Below are 18,249 nucleotides of genomic sequence, written 5' to 3' on the forward strand. Positions count from 1 at the left end.
GACCAGACACGCCGACGTGTGACCTGGCTGTCGTGTATGGAAGCAGTCGAGTATCGGACTGCAACGCTCGTGACACTCACCGACCGCGGTGAGGCATTACTATCAAGTCTCGCGCTCGACGGACCAACAAAGATCGATCATTTCGATTCGCAACCAGTAGAGATCAAAGACCCACCCTCCGAAATTTCTGGCCTACTCGCCGAGCTCACACCGTCCGCGCTCGAATCTCGGAACCAGATTCTGGGGTATGTGCCGCGCGGTAACGGCGAGACCGACGTCGTGCAGGCTCTGCAGGCGTTGGTCAATGCATCCTCTCCCTCCATCAGTAAAGCTCAACTCCTTGTTTTTGCCGAGAAGCACTTTGGGGTCAGCGAGTCTTCCTTCAGCGCAGCGCTTACAACGCTCACAAAGTCTGGCCTAATCGAGCAGACATCATTGAACGTCTATGAGCCAACGCCGGCTGCCCGTGCTTGGCTCGAAACAGGAGAGCCACTCGACCTCGCGCTCGTGATTCACGCCCGATACCTATTCGTCCTTGAAATTATTCCCATGCTGCGGGAGCACGACCGTGCACCGGACCTCGCGCGCGCGGCCGTGGATTACTACGGCCTGAGCCGTGCGGATGTAGGCGGTGTCCGAACACGCCTCCAGGTCTTACTGGCAGCTGGGCTGATAATGGAGCGGGCGAACTGGCGTTACCAGGCGACCCCGCTCGGTGAAGAAGTTGCAGCCCGGTTCCCCCTACAAGCACCACGCGATGTTGTAGAGGCCAGCGGATCCCGTGAGACGGGAGCGGACGAGAGACTCGAACGGCCCGGCGAGACCCAGATACAAATAGCCTTGGAAATCAGCCGCGATATCGTGGACGCGGGCAGAGATTCTGATAGTCCTATCCGGCTCGAGCAGGCCACAGCGCGCGCGTTCCAATTTCTCGGTTTCGAGGCCCGCCATATCGGCGGTGGCGGAAAGACAGACGTTCTGGCGACGGTAGACAACAAAGACCTTAAGCCGGTCCGGATCATCGTGGACGCTAAGTCTGCACGATCAGGATCCGTTAGCGAGGGGTCGGTGTCGTTTGACACGCTGCGCGATCACCAGGCGCAGCACCGAGCCGACTATGTGGTCTTGGTGGGGCCGGGGTTCGATGCCGGGCGCGTGCGAGCACGCGCAGAACAGAACGGTGTCACTTTGATCACGACAGCGGAGTTCGCGGAGGTGCTTGTACGCCATGCCAATCTGCCCCTGTCGCCGTATCACTACCTTGGCCTGATCACCGGAGCAGAGGAAGACCGGCGTCAACTTGAGCTGCGCTGGTCCGGTGCCGAACGCCGGATAGACCTTCTGGCGCAGGTTGTCACCGTACTCGCAGAGGAAGCACGCGACACCGACGAGATCACCGGTGGGGCGCTGACCGGCGATCAGATTTACTCGATCGCACGTGAAGGCAGCACGGGGCAGCGCCCACACCCCACAGATATCGAGGCGACGCTCAACTTGCTGCAACATCCGCTCGTCGACTCCGTCCGGACAGTACGAGCCGATCGCGGACGGCCGGTCGCCTATCACCTGGTCGACACGCCTGCCCTTGTTCAGGCAAAGCTCGCCACTCTCGCCCGGGCCCTTGACCTCCTTAACGAGGAAGCACCGAGCTAGGCACTGGAACGAGGACAATCGAACCGAGAGCAGGGTACGCATACCGAGATGGAAGGCGGCAGGGGCCGGAAACTGCGTTGAGGGGAACATGGGGGCGGCGCCCGGGCCTTGCCGACGCAGGCCGGGTCGGTGCCGCGAGGGGTTCATAAGTGGTTGTTCGTGGGTCGACTGTGATGCAGGATTCAAGATCGACGGGAGGCAGGAGGAATCTTTATGGCCGAGCAACTCGTAGTTGCCGATACTCCGTTCGGGGAGCTTCTGCGGCTGCTGGTACTTGCTCTGCAATGCCCAGTTGGTGATGGGCCTGCTGTGCTCGTTGAGGAAAGCGCAGAGACAGACGGCCGCTCGCTGGACTGGGGACCTGGCACAATCTTCGCCGCTAGTGAGAATCTCCCAAAGATGCTGTCGCCACTCCTGGAAACACATTCCGGCGTCGTATGGATTCCTCTATGGGAGCGCGCCGCTAATTCGCGTCGGCCACGTTACGACCAGCACCTCCAGGAGCTTCGGTCACACTCCCGTGATTCGGGTCTGGCAGTCCTCTTGCCTCCGGGAGAACTCAGCTGCCGGTCGGGAGCGCCGATGCGGCAGCACATACATACACACTGGGACGTAGCTGCGGTAATCGAGGCCAGAGGCGGGTACCCCGTTGCGGAGAACCGCTTTGGAGTTGAAGCGATCGTGCTCCGGGCCAAAGCTGCCCCCTCGCGTCCGGTCAGAATGTTCCGTGTTCCGGCGGATGCCGACCCGGCGAATGTCAGATCCGACTTAGCGCGCCTGTTTACACAGGGGGGAGGCCGCAGCGAATTCGGATATGTCTTGTGTGAGATACCAGGCGCAGATGTCGGACTCAACTTCGATGCGCACGACCCCGCTATCGAACAGCAGCGTGCAAGCCTGTCGGGGTTCGGTGGTGTGGTTCGCCTAGGTGATTTGTACGAGTTCATCCCCACAATCCACCTGCCGCAGCAGAGGAAGCTGGAATGCACGTCTGATGCTGTGGGCGCGGTGCGGATGCTGCAGGGCCGGGACGTCGGTCGTGATGGGTTTCTGGCTAGTCCGAGCGAGGACACCAGGTGGGCCGCCGTACCCGAGCAGTTCCACCTCAAGGTGGGTGACGTGCTGGTGCGGCGTCTCTACCATCGCAACGATTCAGGCCTGGTGCTAGCCACCGTTCGCTTCGAGGACCTTCCGGTCGCGGCGGCAGACCACATGCAAGTGATGAGACCGCGTGACCAGCGGGCGGCGCGAGACAGAGATTTTGCCCTGAGGTTCCTCCGAACTCCTGTTGCTCTGACGCTGCTCAACGCGGCGTTGGCCAGCATCAACGGGACGATGCATGTTCGGTCGGCACCTTTGGCGGAATTGGTTGTTCCTCAGCCGGATCAAGATCTGGCCGACGCGTTGGATGGTCTCGATTCAGCAAAGGAGCGCCTTAAACAATGGCAGGCGCAAGCCGACGACATCCTCACTTCAGTGTTCCGCAGCGACACCCCATCGGAGGCGCGGCGAAGCCTTATAGAGTCCGGCCGTACCCTGCGGTTGCGCGTCGAGGCTGCTTCGTTGTTGGACGACCTCGGCCACACTGTGCGGACGCGTTTCCCGTACCCGGTCGCCGCACGCTGGCGCATCGCAGAGGTACTGCAGAGTGCGGCACCCACTAAGGACACCTACGCAGCAATTCTGGACGCGACCGAGATCTTGCTGTGCTACGCCGCGCTGCTGACCTTGGCATTGACCCGCCACGAGGGAATTGAGCTCGGCTCTGCCGGCGAGCTTCGGGCGAAGCTTCGCACCGGCCGCACGGGGCCAGGTCTCGGTGAATGGACCGCAGTCCTGACCGAGGCAGCCACGAGTAAACGGCTTCGATCCATGATGCCGTCGCATCCGCTCGGTGATCTGCGCGGATTGCTCTCCAACACCGCAGCCAACGGTGCACGGAAACGGCTCGCCGACCGACGCAACGACCAAGCGCACCTGCGTCACATCGACGCATCTGATCTGCCGGACGCGGTACGAGATGCCGCCAAAGATCTGAGAATCCTTCTCGACGCCGCCCGATTCCTGACCGACTGGCCCCTTGTGCAAATAACAGAGGTGCGGCGCGATTCGCTGACTCGCCGTTCTCATATCAACTACCGCGAGCTGATGGGTGACCACCCAGTGGTGCCGGTCAGCTCGTCCGAACACACGGACAACGAACTGGAAGTCGGCAGCCTCTACCTACGCGGCCCCGAACAGCGGTTATATCTTCTCCGGCCCTACCTGATAGGCAGGGATTGCCCGGTGTGTCGGACCTGGTCAACATTTCATGTCGACAGGGCGCCTCAGGGTACGGTGATTCTGAAGAGTCTCGAACATGGCCATACGATGTCAGATCCAACGCTCAGCGACGTTCTTCAGATCGTCGGGCTGCTTTAGTTGTCGCTGTGCTGGCACAAGGTCGCCGCTCCAGGGCGATGGGATCACCATACGCCGGCGGTGATGGCTTGCCCTGCAATGCGCCAACCGCGCTCACCGAAGCGGCTAGCGTGCTGCCCCGCCGGAACGGCGAGTCTTCACCCTGATCTTTGATGTAGGCTCAGTAGACTTTCTGTCAGCAGCGCTGGGTGCACCGCGCTACTTTTTCGCAGACGCTAGTCCCCTAAGAAACTCGACATAGCCATCGTAGTAGGGCCATGCGACCGGAGATGGGCCCGTAGCGCGCTGAGCGCGGCGTTCGACAGCAGGAGTGGTGCGGTCCCGCCTACCTCTCACGCGAGCCGCGGTTCGGGTCGTCTCTGGGGAGATCATGCGCAGCGCAAGGTTCGCTGATGCCCTCTGACGTGAACCGCCCACCTGAAACCATCTCGCACCGGGGAAATGGTGCCGTACGCTCGAAGGATAGCGCCGGTCATGATTCGGGGAGGGCTGCAGGCGTGGAGGATTTCGAGCACCGCTACCAAAGGTATCTGGACATGTTCCGGGATGAACGCACGCTCAGTTTTTACGAGCTCCAGACCGTCGAGCAGCAGCTTCGCCGGCTCAATCACGACCTCGAATGCGCTGACCTCCCTGCTGACCGCCGGGTGGGGCTGCTCAAACTCCGCAACGAGACGATGACCGAGCACACTGCAGCGGTGCACCGCGCCCGAATCGACGATGCCCGTGCGGTTCAGCGCGCGGTAGCTTCCCAGCGGGCCACCTCCGAGGAACGGAGCCGCGCAGCTGCCCGCCGGGGACAGACCGGTATGCCGGCGCTCAAGACCTACTCGCGGCCGACATGCTAGAACCAGAGACGAGACTGGAGGACCTCCCGCTGACCCCGGCGCAGGTTCGCCGATGGCCAGCCGAGGCGATATCGGCGCGGACTTCCTTTGCGGTGCGCCGCGACCACACACTCCGACGGCCAACAGGACGGGAATGACCACACATCGTCACCACAAGTGGCTGGCAGATGTCGCCAGCCAGATGCAGTGTGATTTCGAAGATGCTCACGCAACCGCTGCCGAAGCCAGTGGAGTGCAACGGGCAGGACATCATGGTGAGGAGACCTGGTGCCGGTTCCTGGACGCCTGGCTTCCCCCGCAATTCGAGATCGGTTGTCGCAAATACATTATTCTGGAAAATGAGACCGAGGACGGCTCCAGCGTTTCCGGCGAAACGGACATTGTCGTCTTCCACCCCGCATATCCGGCCGCGCTGCGAAAGAAGTCCGAAGTGTTGCTGTCCGGTGTCGTTGCTGCGTTCAGCGCCAAATTGACTCTCGACCGAAGCGGGCTGGCTCAAGCGGTCACGGAAGCGGCGAAGGTGCGTCGCGCCGCGACGCTGCGGGCGCGGAACATCCACAGCAAACTTCTGACACCGTTCCTGTACGGCATGCTTGCCCACACTCACTCGTGGAAATCGGCCGCCTCGAAGCCGATTGCGACTATCACGTCGGCATTGGCAGAACTCGACATCGAGCACAGCAGGGAGCCGCGGGAGGCGCTGGACCTGCTGTGCGTGGCCGATCTCAACTGCTGGTCGAAGATGGTGAAAATCGTGTCACCGCAAGAAGCCGCCGTACTGCCGCCGAGCGTTTCGCCACCCGGCGGCCTCATTCAGTACTCATTCTTGAACGTAGGCCCTGACGAATCGCTCAAGGACGCCAGTGGCCTGCCGCTGGCGCCGGTGGCAGTGCTTATCGGGCTGCTGTATCAAAAGCTGAGCTACTACGACGATTCCCTGTCTGCCCTCGCCGACGGGTTCCGGGTCAACGACACATCCATCTACAGCCTGTCGTCGACCTCGGCACGAAATCGTGTATTCCCACCTGATCTGTTCTTCGGACCGGATGATCGCGCGGCATTCGACCGGGGATTTGTGCCATACAAAATGTACTGGTGAACCCCGCGCCTCCTCCGGCTCGAGGTCACGGTCGATGCCCCTTACGTTCGTGCGGTACGCCGAAATCTCCGCGCAACATTTTCGACAATAGATTGTATACCAACGCTTTCTGAGACTTTCGGCTCTCGGGGCGTCGACCGGATTGGCGGGATATCCCGTCCCGCGCGGGCCGGCGGCCAGCAGCCGGAGCTGACCGCGTGCTCACGAACCCTCCGCTGACGCGCTGCCAGTGATCATGCGCGGAGGCTCGCGGGTGAAGGCCGATGAAGGCAGCACACCGCTTGTCACGCCCAGATCGTCGCGGGCGCTTGCGTAGAACGCATCGCGATGGGTGCCTATCGACACCACCAGGTCGGCGAATTCGGCATGGCTGACTTCCGCGCCCTGCGCAATGTGCCCGAGCTGGACCAGGTCCTCGAACCACGCTCGCCCGGCCTTGACTGCAGCAGGTGATCCGAGCAGCATGACGGCCTCCCAGTGCGCAGCCCGTTCGGCATGAGTGTCGGCGAGGCGTGGAGCCCCGGTGTCGGAATCGAGTGGCTGAGCAATCGTCGGGTAGCCCTGCCCGGCCGAGAGCCGGAAGGCGACATCGGAGTATCGCCTCAGAACTTGGGCGTAGTCGTTGTACGCGGCCAGCCGTTTGTCATCCCATCTCGCTGCCTGGGATCGCCTCCACTTCGTGCGCTCGGTGATCATCGTCGCGGCGTAGGTGGCGCCAGCCCCCATAACGACGCCGAGGATGGCGACCATCTGCTGTGCAACTGCAGTCATTCTCACCCGTCTCGTCGAGCACACCGAACGCAGCCGCTACGCTACGCTCCGATTGCCGTATCGAAACATTCCGCCTCTCAGATTGTCCGAGTCCGGGCGAGCTGGCGCGACAGGATTGTCCAGCGCCATCTCACGTGGGTAATGTCGCGAGTTCTCGGCGGACACGTTCAGCGTCGGGCAATACCAGGCGGTGGTGGATGTCTATGGCCTACTGCGTGGAGTTTCGCTGATGCGGTGGTGCTACCGAGTCGCGCATGGGATCGGGCGGCTCCTTCCAGTGCGCGGGCGTGTTCGAGTCGGCTGTTGATGGAGCGGGCTGAGGTTTTGGCGTCGGTGAACATTTGCAGGGGGTTGCGTGGGTCGCCGGTGTCGAGGAGCAGGTTTCCGAGGTCGCAGAGAGCTTCGGTTTCGCCGGTTCGGTGTCCGAGGTCGCGGTACAGGGCGAGGACTTGGATGGACAGGCTTGCCGTTTCCTATGTCTTTCCAGCTTCTTTTCGTGCTTTGGCGAGGTTGGCGAGTGCGTTGGCTTCGCTGAGCCGGTGTCCGAGTTCCCGAGAATATTGCAGGGCTATTTCGTGGAAGATATCCATTGCCTCGCGGTACAGGTGCATCGCCGCCACGACTCGGCAGTCCGGCAGATCCCCGCACGAGCGCGTGCCTTCGTCGTCGCGGATCTGGCCCGCTTCCAACCGGTTTGGGGCGAATCCGAATTGGTAGAGCTGCGCGGGCACTACGCAGGCAGGCCCGGGCAGCGGGTTCCAGAACCACATCTGCCGACGCTGGATCCCATCTCCAGTTTGCCGACCTAAGTCATTAGAATCGAATGCTGACCTGCGCTTACACGTACGGTTAAATTTATTGATGTCGACATAACCAAAGTGCTGTCTGCATGTCTGCCTGGTCGCCGTCCAACACGGAGCGGGCAGCAACAAGCATATTCCGTTATAAGTGGCTTTCAGTTCCCGAACCAATTATCGGCCTCCGCAACCTGGGCAATCGGAGCTAGACCCTTAAGTACCCGATCTTCGATGTTCTCCACGGCACGCTGAACAAGATCGCTTGGCCATTCATATGGTCGACGTAGAGCTTCGTCAGCGACGTTGCTGCGTAAAGCCCCGATCTTCACGTTGCTTGCCCAACCGCCGATGGGAAGTGACGAGCGGTGCCCGCGGAATTCCTCAAACCTGATCATTTTTCTGTTACCCACCACCGATGTCAGCTCTCGCAGGTCGCCTATATCAGCACTCAGTAGCTCTTCGAACGAGCCGATCAGGCGCTTGCTGATCTGCTCGACACTCGCCTCAGTTGATCCGTGAAACAACAACCAGAGCGTCTTCGCAGAGAACACAACCTGATTCATTCGCAGTGCTTCGTGGAGCACCAGCTTGCGGCCCCCTGAGAGCTGACAGGATGCGTGGATTGCCTTCCGGATAGCCACGTAGTGTTTCGGCGCGACCCGGTCGACGGCGCCGCTGAGCTCGGTTGCTAGCGCGATGACAACAGAAGAGTTGGCACACGTCGATAGCGAGAGGATCCAGTGGCGCAGCGCAAAGTCGTCGACAGCGGCAATGAGTTGTTGTTTCCACCACTCACTGTCGCCCCGGTGGTCGCGGGCCTCAGCCTCAATGTTGAGCGCCGCCTGCAGTACAGGCTGACTGGACTTTAGCGAAAGCGCCATCGTGCTGAGGGAGATTCCAACTGGCGTCGCCGCGATTGCCTGCCGCAAGACCCAACCATCGCCCCACACCTCGGCGATGCGAATCAGTTGCTGACGCCAGTCGTCATCCGTCGCCGCAGCAGGAGACCAATTACTTAGCGCCGCAGTAGCGTCGGATACAGAGGACAGCACAGATGCCTCGCCTTTGCCTCGAAGCCTCGTCCGGGTCGCCGTCGCGCCGCTCCCCGATCGGCGAAGCATCGCCATCGTCGCGCCGGTCAGTATGCGCCCGGTAGCGGTGGTTCGGGCGACGTATCCGAGCACCTCAACCGCGCCGTCGTTGACGTCTCGCATGACGACACGGAGCACCTCATCGGAGGAGCCGTCGAAGCCGCCTGTGGCCAGAAGCTGCACCGCCCATACTTCGCCAGAATCGCTCGTCTCGAGCAGCCGCGCCAGCTTGGCCTCGGCATCCGGATTGAGCCCACCGAGGACGCCAAGGTGGCTCGCCGTCCGGAGCCAGCCCCAGGTCGACTCGAATCGTTCCCACCACCAGCTCGCGAGGTGGTCAGCATCGGCGTGGCGGCGCAGGCTGGCCGCCACCGCTGCCCGAGTCTCGGGCTCCGCGTCGGCCTCCAATCGCGCCTTGAGGTGACGCACGGCCTGAATGCGACCAGCGCGCTCCGATAGATGAAGCCCCGATCCTGCGACATCGAGCAGTCCATCCTCGGCCAGGATGACGCCTGATCCACCGAGGATGAAATCCACGACTTCCTGGATGGGATCGTCTTTCTGCCCCTCGTAGCTGCGGTCGTTCAGGAACAGGGCAGCGGTAGAGCGCAGCAAAGGGTGCAGCCCCAGGTTCTTGTCCTTCGACAGCTCCTGGAGCACGGAGCGCATACCGCGCATTTCACCCTTGGAGTACTTGCCGACCAGGAAACGGCAGACGTTCGACCAATACGGGCGTCTCAGCAAGGCGACAAGGCAGTCGTCTCGTGAGTTGCGGTCGACCTCGTCGAAGATGTAGACGGCGGCGAAGTACTCCCGAAGCGATTGCACTTCGAACTGAAATGAACCGGGGTCCCGCTCCACGAGGCAGAGCACTCGCGTGGTGAACGCCGAGAATAAGTCTTCCGCGAGCTTCTGTCCGTCGTCACGACCGTCCAAGTGCTTACGCAGGAGCGCCTTGAGGTCCTCGCGTTTGATTGAGCCGGCACTCCTACCTTCCTCGGCCTGCGTCTGGATGTACCACCCGATGTAACCGTGGATGTCTTCGATGACCTGGCGTTCCTCGGCGAGCAGCGGCTCCTTCTCCTCGCTTTGCTCACGATCAAGGAACGTCTTCAAGTACTCGCCGTATAGCTCAGTGCGCCGTTGTGGAAGCAGCTGCCGACGGTGCAGGAGGTGGAGCAAGATGGCGAGCTGCATCGGGTATGACGCCAGCTCCCGAATATGCGGCACGTTTTGGTTTTCCATGAACGTCCGTTGCAGTTTGTCCGCCGCCCCCAGGGACAGCTTTGCGACCTTCGCCCATCGCTGGAGGTACTGCACGCGCAGCCCGTGCGTCAGCCGCTGCAAGTTGAGGCGCGGGAACTCAGAGGATGACCACAGCGCCGAGGTGGTGCCACCAGGGCGTGTCGCAACGAGGGCGACAAGGTCAACTGCGTCGACAGCGAGTCGAAGCTGCGTGTCGACGATCTGGGAGCTGACTTCTTCGCGATACACGAGGTTGGCCACCTCATCGAGGCCATCGAAGGCGACGAGCGCCGGTCGAGTGGAGATCAACAGACCCAAGTCCTCAACCGAAAACGCGCGACCGCCGCTGTTACGGGCAATCTCAAGGGCGACGTACTCCTCGATCGTCGGCCACCTCAGTGCCTCAGTCCTGCCTCTCTTCCCCTTACGCTTGCTGCTTTTCGTCGAAGCGTTGCGCTGGTGGCGGCTCGCCCAGAGCGCATACTTTCGCAGGTCGAGGCGAATCGGGACCCGGTGCACCTTCGTGAGCTGGCCAAGTTTTTGATCCTCACCCGTGTATTCCTGCCTTGCTAGCAGACGAGCCCGGTGGAACTGGCAGACGTACTGAAGCAACGTTGACTTACCCTGCCCCGGGCCGCCAACTAGCAGCGCATTGCCGCGCCAGTCCGGGTGTAGCAGCGCTTGGGCTGCACCGGTCACAATGTGCCCGTCCGCGTCGTCGGCCGCCTCGACATCGCCGGGAAACGCCTCGGCAATGCGCTGCATGAGGTCCGCAACACTGGCATCCGGGCGGCAGGCGAACGGTACGTCAACAAACATAGAATCGACCCTTGGCCCATTGAGATCGACCTGCTCGAACAACACCTTGTCGTCTGCACCGTACTGCTGCGCCATGTACTTCTGGATGGTCTTGTCGATCTCGTCGCAGCGCTTCGCCTGGGCTTCGTGTGTCTTGCGCATCTCGATGAGGTCAGAGACGGTGAATTCCGCGCCGCCGTTGGCATCGACCCTCTGGTGGTGGGTTGGGCACAGCAGAATTAGGTTCTCGTAGCTGTGGAGCTTGTCGGCTGGGTAGCTGGCATCATACCGAGGCCCATCCGGTTTGTAAGAGCGTATGTGTGCTTGCTCGCCGACTGGTGTTGTCCGCACCTCGCCCGTTGTTGCGTCCACAGACTCCTGCGTCAACGCCTGCTGACAGCCCGGAAAGGCACATTGGTTGTAGGCGTTTGCCCACAACACCTTAACGTTCTGAAGGGTGATGCTCACTTGGTACCAGCCTCGATCAGTGTGCGGGCGGGAAACTCACGCTCAATATTCTCAGACAACACCGGCCTTAGCTGCAAACACCACGACTTGTCGGCATCCCGCCCCTGCCCCCGACTGGACTTGTGCGGTGATCCAGGTTTCGAGATCGGCAGTGCGGCGCCATGTAGTCGCGATCTCGACCTCGCCGTGTAGCTCTACTCTATTGTGGTTTGGCCTGAGCCCAACCCGCCATCCATTCCGCCGGAGTCCTTCTCCCGAACATCAAGCGAACAAGCCACACGACGGGTTGCAGCAGCCCCGAGCACCTGGCGCGTCAGCGTCTGACGCGTTCTGCCACCGTCGGTACTTCCTGGGTGTCTTACGTGGGTGTTATTCGTTGTCCGGCATGATGTGTCCGGTGGTCGACAGACTTGCTCAGCGACTTGTCCCGGGTACGTTGTGGGACAACGCAAAACCGTTGCTACCCGCGTTCAGTCCCAGACCCGCAAGCCGGCGGGACCTCACCGGTGGACGAAATCGCTGTGTTCACCGCGGTCGTGTTCGTATTGACCAGCGGGTGCGCGTGGCGGCGTCTGCCGCCGTCGTTCGGGGTGAACGTCCCGACCGCGCATCGACGGTTCATGGTGTGGGCCGACACCGGAGTATTCGACGCGCTGCACCGAGGGATACTCGACCGACTCGGAACGGCCGGCGAGCTCGACTGGAGTGCGGCGATCCTGGACGCAGCGTCCATAAGGGCAAAAAAGGGGATCTCTGACCGGCCGCAGTCCTGTCGACCGCGGAAAAAAGGGGTCGAAGATCCACGTCGTCTCCGACGCGTACGGAATCCCGCTGATCACCGGCGTTTCCGCCGCCAACACCCACGACTCGGTGATGCTGCAATCGATGGTCGAACGGACCCCGCGGGTGCGGTCGCGGCGCGGCCCGTGCCGCGGGAAGCTTGCCAAGTTGCGTGCCGACAAGGGCTACGACTTCGATGTCCACCGCCACTGGCTACGCAGCCGTGGGATCGTGCCCCGTATCGCCGTCGCGGGATCGAGGATCCCTCGCGGTTGGGTCGGCACCAGGGGAAGATCGAGCGCACCATTGCGTGGTTGACCGGCTATCGGCGATTGACGATCCGCCACGGTCGCCTCTTCGCAGCATTTCTCCCACTCGCTGCCGCCTCACCTGCTACAAGAAACTCCCCACGCAAGACACCTATTAGTCGTCGGTCCCGGCTCGCTCAGGGTGGCGTCCATCGGAAAGCGCCGGACAGGGAGCGCCGTAGGTGGATTCTATAAAAGCTACTCCCCCAATGCTTCTCGCCCAATAGGCTGGAGTGGGTTTCGTCGACGACAGGGTGGGTGTCATGGTTCGCGGCAACGAGGAAGCTTGTAGGCAAGCTCAGATCCTCCAGTACTGGCGGTCCGTGGAGTACTTCAGCCCACCGTCCGGGATCGAACGTCCCGGATATGGCAACGAGACAGTGAAAGCCTCCCGGGGGCAGCAACTACCGTGGGCCGGGCAGCAGCGGTCCCCGAGGAGTAACAAGGTCTGGCGTTACACCGTCTACGCCGGGATATTCGAGGTGGAGCGGGTCCGTACGGCGCTCGGAGCGATCCTCGCTCCAGAGGAGCGGGAGCACGATCTGGGTGGGCGCGTCCGGGGCGATGGAGCATTGTTGAGTCTGACCCTCGACGAGAACGGCAAGCTGTTCAAGGACAGCGTGACCTTGTCGTCGTGTGCCTGGGCTGTAGGCCGGACCGTCGGTACACCGGGACCGGATGCTGATGACTGGCTCGATGGCTTCGAGGAGGAGGAAAAGCGAATCCTGCATGTCCTGTTCGACATCGGTGACGGGCGGGTACGTATCGACTCGTCCGGTTCCGTCGAATCACGGGGTAGCCGAGCCGCTCGCTTGATCGCCGGCCTTGGCGCCCGTGTGGCGATCGATGCCGCAACCGGCGGTATCACCGCGCTACCCGGCCTGATCGGGTCTGCTGTGGAATCACATCTCGGTAAAAACGCTGCCACGATCGCGGAATCGATGGCGGGTTCGGTGTCCGCTGATGCTGTCAGCTCCCTGGAGGCCCGGCGGGACCGCATCGGTCAGAACCCCGACGAGAGCGAAGAAGCCTCGACCTCAGAAAATACCGGTGCATCGCCCCAGGGAGCGCTGGGCAGAAAGTCTCTCGAACTCGTCGACCTGGTCGCCCTCACCCGGTGGGTATCCGAACAGCTCGGTGTGGACGAGACATTGGAACCGGACGATATCTGGATCAAGCCGTATCAAGTGTCCCTGCGTCACGCGGACGAGGTGTCCAGCGACGAACTGATCAACAGCTTCTACGCCGAAGACTTGAATCGGGTGGCCGACGAATTGCTGTCCGGCAACGCAGGGCAGGCCGTACTGGACTACTTGGCTTCCGACGTAACCGCAGAATCCTCTCAACGGCTGGATGTACGAGAAGATCCAGCCCGGGTGCTACGAGACCTGCACCCGGCCGTCACACCGGACGGGCGTTGGCCGGGTCGACCCGATCGGCCGCTGGTATCGAGCCAGCAGTTCGCCATCAACAACATCATGCGCAAGCTCTCCGCTCCGGATGCCCGCGGCCTATACGCGGTCAACGGTCCCCCGGGAACCGGTAAGACGACCCTGCTCAGGGACCTGATCGCGGCGATCGTCGTCCAGCGTGCAGAAGTACTCGCCGGGCTCCCGGCCCCCCGATCAGCCTTCCGGCCCGACTCGGAAGCGGTGAAATGGCAAGACCCTGAGAAGCCTCAGTATCACCGCAGGATCGTTCCGCTCATCGAGGAACTGACCGGTTTCGAGATCGTGATCGCCTCCTCGAACAACGGTGCTGTCGAGAACATCACGCTGGAAGTGCCCACCGAGGCGTCGATCGACACCGAAACGTTCCCGGACGCCGATTACCTCTCCGGTGCAGCCACCCTGCTCGCCGGCGAACCGTGCTGGGGTGCGGTAGCCGCACGTCTGGGCAAGCGACCCAACCGCGTGGATTTCGTCGAACGTTTCTGGTGGGGCAAGGAACAGGGACTTCACCCCACCCTGCGGGAGTCCATCGACGGATCCGACCCGGCCGCCGAACGAACACGCTCCTGGCGCGAAGCCAAGCAGCGATACCGGGATGCGGTGGCCGAAGTAGAGCGACTGAGAACCGAACGCGAAGCCGTCGCCGACCTCTACCAGATGTGCACTGGTGAAGACGAGATTCTTACCGACCTCCGTGCGGGAGCGACCGCGTGGCGGAGCGAATGCGGGCAACTCGAAACCCGACGAGACGAACTGCTGGGCTCGCTGGCGGCGCACAATGATGCTCATTCTCGAAACCTGGCAGCAGTTGCCGACAGGCGTGGTGCGCTGGCCTCCGTGGAGGTGACAGTCCGCAGGGCCGAGGGACAGCTCACACTGGCAGAAGAGCGCTGCCGCCACCATGCCGGAGAAAGGCCCGTCTGGTGGAAGCGGCTCTTCGTACGAGCCGCCGACCAGCAGTGGCAACGCGAACACACGGCGTATCAGGAAGCAGTGCGGCAATCGCGGGAAGGCGCGCAGGCCACCTGGTCGGAGCAGGAAGAACGCGAGATCGCGCTGAGCACTGCCGTTGAATAGGCGACACTGTCGGAGGAGCGGACAGCCATTGCTCGGCAGCGGGTGCAGGACTGCGAGCGACAGCTGCAGCGAGGCGAAGCGAAAACCGCTGAAGCAGAGAACATGGTGCAAACCCGCGTCATGGAGCTGCAGCACGCGGCAGCCGAGCTGGAACAGGAGCGCCTTCGCCGTCCGAACCACGTCCCCGGACCGGAGTGGACAGCCGCACCGGAAGACCGTTCCGCAATGGAGACACGCGAACAGACGTCACCGTGGATGGACCCGGAGTTCGCTCGAGCCCGTTCGGAAGTTCTACTTTCCGCGCTCGACCTACACCAGGCAACCCTGTTCGCCGAACCCGCTCTGGTTTGGCGGAACATGCGCGCCGTCACCGACATCATCCGCGGAGACGCCGCGAACAACCTTCCAGAAGACACACTCCTCGCCGGCTGGCAGATGCTGTTCTTCGTCGTCCCGGCCGTATCGACAACCTTCGCCTCCCTACCGACCATGTTCGCCGGACTAGGCCGGGAGAGTATCGGCTGGCTGGTTATCGACGAAGCAGGCCAGGCCACACCACAAGCCGCGGTCGGTGGCCTGTGGCGTAGCCGCCGGGCCGTGATCGTCGGAGATCCACGACAGCTGGAACCAGTGGTGACACTCCCAATGCCCGGCCAGAAACTCCTGGCAAACCACTTCGACGTCGATATCCGCTGGGCACCGCAATCGACTTCGGTGCAGTCCCTGGCCGACCGGGTCACACCACTGGGCACCTGGCTACCCGGCCTCAACGAACTCGAAAACATCTGGATCGGTTCACCTCTGCGGGTGCATCGCCGCTGCGATTCACTGATGTTCGAAGTCAGCAACGCCATCGCCTACGACGGAATGATGGTCAACGGCGTCCACGGCCGCCACACATTCCCACTCGCCCGCAACAACCTCTGGATCGACATCCCTGCCCCCGCAGACGGTCGAAAATGGCACCCAGAGGAGGGCAAACAGCTGGTATCAGTGTTGGAAAAGCTCCATGCCCGGATATCGGAATCGATGATCGAAGAACTGGCCCGCATCCGAGAAGAATCGACCGACCCCGATCGGCTACCCGCCTGGGCGCAGGACCCGCAGCAACAGCAAGCCGAAGCCCGGCGCCGTCTAGCCGACTCGATATTCATAGTCAGCCCCTTCCGCGAAGTTGTCACCGAAACCTCCCGCTACCTCCGGAAAAACAACTTCACCATCCCACCCTCCCGCTGCGGCACCATCCACACCACCCAGGGCAAAGAAGCCGACATCGTCATCATGATCCTGGGCACCGCCACCGACCAGCGCCGCGCCCGCTCCTGGGCCGCCGCCACCCCGAACCTCCTCAACGTCGCCATCACCCGCGCCCGCCGCTGCCTGATAGTGATCGGCGACTACGAGAACTGGTCCAAACTCCGAAACTTCGCCGAACTGACCGGACACAACGGCGGACTACTACAGAGGTGGAGCCCCTCAGCAGAACTGGAAGTAGAGGGTGCCGAGAGAATCGACCAGCAAGAGGATGCCTGACCTACTGCAGGATCCGAGTGGAGCCGAACCGATCAGACGGTCCATGACCGCGAGTGGAGCCGCCGATCGACCCCAGGCGGTACCGGCCAGCGCGAAGAACGCCGCGCGGGCCGCCCAGCACAGCGGCACCAGGGCCACGGCCCTGTCAACCGGTTCAGTAGCCCTCAGTAACCTTCAGCGCGCATTCGTACAACACGACAAAGGGGCCTGACGCAGCATTGGCGAGGCCCAGGCCTTTCTGAGCTTCCGTCCCTTCACTGTGCGCCCGTCCTCCGGTAAGGGCCGCCTTCGGGATGCAGATGCCCTGGTAAGTCGGGCCGAACCACCGCACCGCAGCCACCCTCAACACACCGAAGTGAAGCTCCCGAAGCAGTCACCCGGAGCGCGACTACCGCACTCCCAGGACCATAACTCCAGTCAAAACTAGCAACTTGACCTGGTCGACGCGCGAGCTCAGGCAAACTTGCTGACAGCTACAGGGATCCGTGCTCGGGCATGCGCCCGGACACTCCGAGGCAGCTGAACTACTGAAGCCCCGGCACGAGTCGAATATTTGCCACACATTAACCAATCGCTTGCATGGGCCGCGCTTTGACAGCCACACGCCACCCTGCAAAAACTACGGCAGCCGCCCCGGACATGCACTGCCACAGCGCCGATGAAACCATCATGCCGAGTTACCCGTCACTGCAGAGCACGCTCCAGCCATCGCCATTGCGTCTCACCAAATCTCACACTTTGACGGGAAAAGGCGGGAAATGATGGGATGCGTCCGGCAACCGATCAGGCCGTGAACAGCGGCTTTTCCAGCGCTTTTGAGGTGGTTCGGGAAGCGTTCGGAGAATTTGAACCTGTGTCAAGTGGTCGCAGGTTCGAATCCTGTCAGCGCGACAGATAGATGCACGTCAGGGCCTTACGGAAATCATAGCCGTAGGGCCCTCAACCACGTTTCCCAGGCTTTCCCCAAGAATTGCCCGTTGGATTGGCGCGAAGGCCGGGCAGAAGGCCACCCCGGAGCCTGAGCGCCCGGACCCGACCGCATGGCGGCGCCGGCACGCACATCGCAAACCATCCGCCCCGCGCAGTCGGTGGACCGCAGCGACCCGCATGCCGACGTCTACTTGGAGAGCCGGGAGGCGACCGTCGACCGTCTGTCTGAGCGCGTCGACTACTTGTTTGATCAGCCCGGATGAGTGGTGGCCTCATGGTCCAGCAACGGGCTTCAAGTCGGTGGCTAAGCGGCCGGTACTGGCCGGGGCGGGTTGGAAGCCAGGGCGCCTCTCCTTACCCGATTACCGAGCCACGCAAACATAGCGTGAAACACACTCTCCGCCCACGCCGATCCTTCAATGAAACAGCGGGGGCGCAGCTTTCGCAAAAAACCAAGTCAGGGGAAAGCACTCGTGGCATACCAGGATCAGCAGGCATTGAACGTCGCCCGGCGAAGACGAACCAACCGCAACGTCCTCATCGTCGTTGGCGTCCTACTCGGATCGTTCCTGCTGTGTGGGCTCATAGGCTCCATATTCGGGGACGACGCGGAAAGCGAAAGCCCAGCACCGACCACTACACGAACCACAGCAACAACCACCCCGAAACCGACGACCTCAACATCGATGACCACGGCTCCCCCGAGCAGCCCAGGAGGGGTCGCTCCGCCCCCTCCCGCACCGCCAGCGACGACCACCGCCCCGCAACAGCCGATGCCAACCACCTCGGTGGCACCCGCCCCTGCGCCCGTGCCGCCGCCCGTTGCTGTGCCCGAGTGGACACCCGAGCCGACGACCACGGTTCCGCCTGCACCTGCCCCGGCGCGGGACTATCTCGGTAACGGTGTTTCCGGCGGTTTCTCTCAGTAGGTTCGGGCGTCGGGCCAGCGGTCGGCGAAGGTGATCGCGAACGCGTTGAC

At 62.3% G+C, this 18,249-nt stretch carries 9 protein-coding genes and 1 pseudogene; 7 read left to right on the top strand and 3 right to left on the bottom strand.

From position 1 onward, the window contains the following. Positions 1–36 precede the first annotated feature (36 nt). The 4 genes from ACWCPQ_RS20885 to ACWCPQ_RS20900 all read left to right on the top strand — a co-directional run bounded on the left by ACWCPQ_RS20885 (position 37) and on the right by ACWCPQ_RS20900 (position 6,021). A complete protein-coding gene (locus tag ACWCPQ_RS20885) occupies positions 37–1,653 on the top strand; it encodes a restriction endonuclease (protein WP_449901226.1) in 1,617 nt (538 codons plus the stop codon). Between the two features lie 933 nt (positions 1,654–2,586). Further along, entirely contained in the window at positions 2,587–4,074 is a 1,488-nt protein-coding gene (locus ACWCPQ_RS20890; protein ID WP_449901228.1) for a hypothetical protein, read from the top strand. A gap of 392 nt (positions 4,075–4,466) precedes the next feature. Then, on the top strand, positions 4,467–4,922 hold the full coding sequence (locus tag ACWCPQ_RS20895; RefSeq protein WP_449901231.1) for a hypothetical protein: 456 nt from the start codon (positions 4,467–4,469) through the stop codon (positions 4,920–4,922). 133 nt (positions 4,923–5,055) lie between these two features. After that, positions 5,056–6,021 (top strand): DUF6602 domain-containing protein, encoded by a 966-nt coding sequence (locus tag ACWCPQ_RS20900; protein WP_449901235.1) that lies wholly within the window; start codon positions 5,056–5,058, stop codon positions 6,019–6,021. A gap of 201 nt (positions 6,022–6,222) precedes the next feature. Here ACWCPQ_RS20900 and ACWCPQ_RS20905 read toward each other — a convergent pair whose 3' ends face one another. From ACWCPQ_RS20905 to ACWCPQ_RS20915, 3 genes are all read right to left on the bottom strand, one after another. Beyond that, on the bottom strand, positions 6,223–6,792 hold the full coding sequence (locus tag ACWCPQ_RS20905; RefSeq protein ID WP_449901238.1) for a hypothetical protein: 570 nt from the start codon (positions 6,790–6,792) through the stop codon (positions 6,223–6,225). Positions 6,793–7,265: 473 nt separating this feature from the next. Then, positions 7,266–7,562: a hypothetical protein gene (locus ACWCPQ_RS20910; protein WP_449901240.1), complete on the bottom strand. Its 297-nt coding sequence runs from the start codon at positions 7,560–7,562 to the stop codon at positions 7,266–7,268. 185 nt (positions 7,563–7,747) lie between these two features. Then, on the bottom strand, positions 7,748–11,191 hold the full coding sequence (locus ACWCPQ_RS20915; protein WP_449901242.1) for a hypothetical protein: 3,444 nt from the start codon (positions 11,189–11,191) through the stop codon (positions 7,748–7,750). 388 nt (positions 11,192–11,579) lie between these two features. Between ACWCPQ_RS20915 and ACWCPQ_RS20920 the strand changes: the two are divergent. From ACWCPQ_RS20920 to ACWCPQ_RS20930, 3 genes and pseudogenes are all read left to right on the top strand, one after another. Then, a pseudogene (locus ACWCPQ_RS20920) lies at positions 11,580–12,279 on the top strand (IS5 family transposase); the annotation flags it as partial. Between the two features lie 263 nt (positions 12,280–12,542). Beyond that, the gene (locus ACWCPQ_RS20925) at positions 12,543–14,807 is read left to right on the top strand and encodes a hypothetical protein (RefSeq protein WP_449901244.1); all 2,265 of its coding nucleotides are present in this window, start codon (positions 12,543–12,545) and stop codon (positions 14,805–14,807) included. Positions 14,808–15,032: 225 nt separating this feature from the next. After that, complete coding sequence (locus tag ACWCPQ_RS20930; protein WP_449901247.1) at positions 15,033–16,340, top strand: DEAD/DEAH box helicase; 1,308 nt, start codon at positions 15,033–15,035, stop codon at positions 16,338–16,340. Positions 16,341–18,249: the final 1,909 nt, after the last annotated feature.

This window comes from Nocardia sp. NPDC001965 (assembly GCF_053594175.1).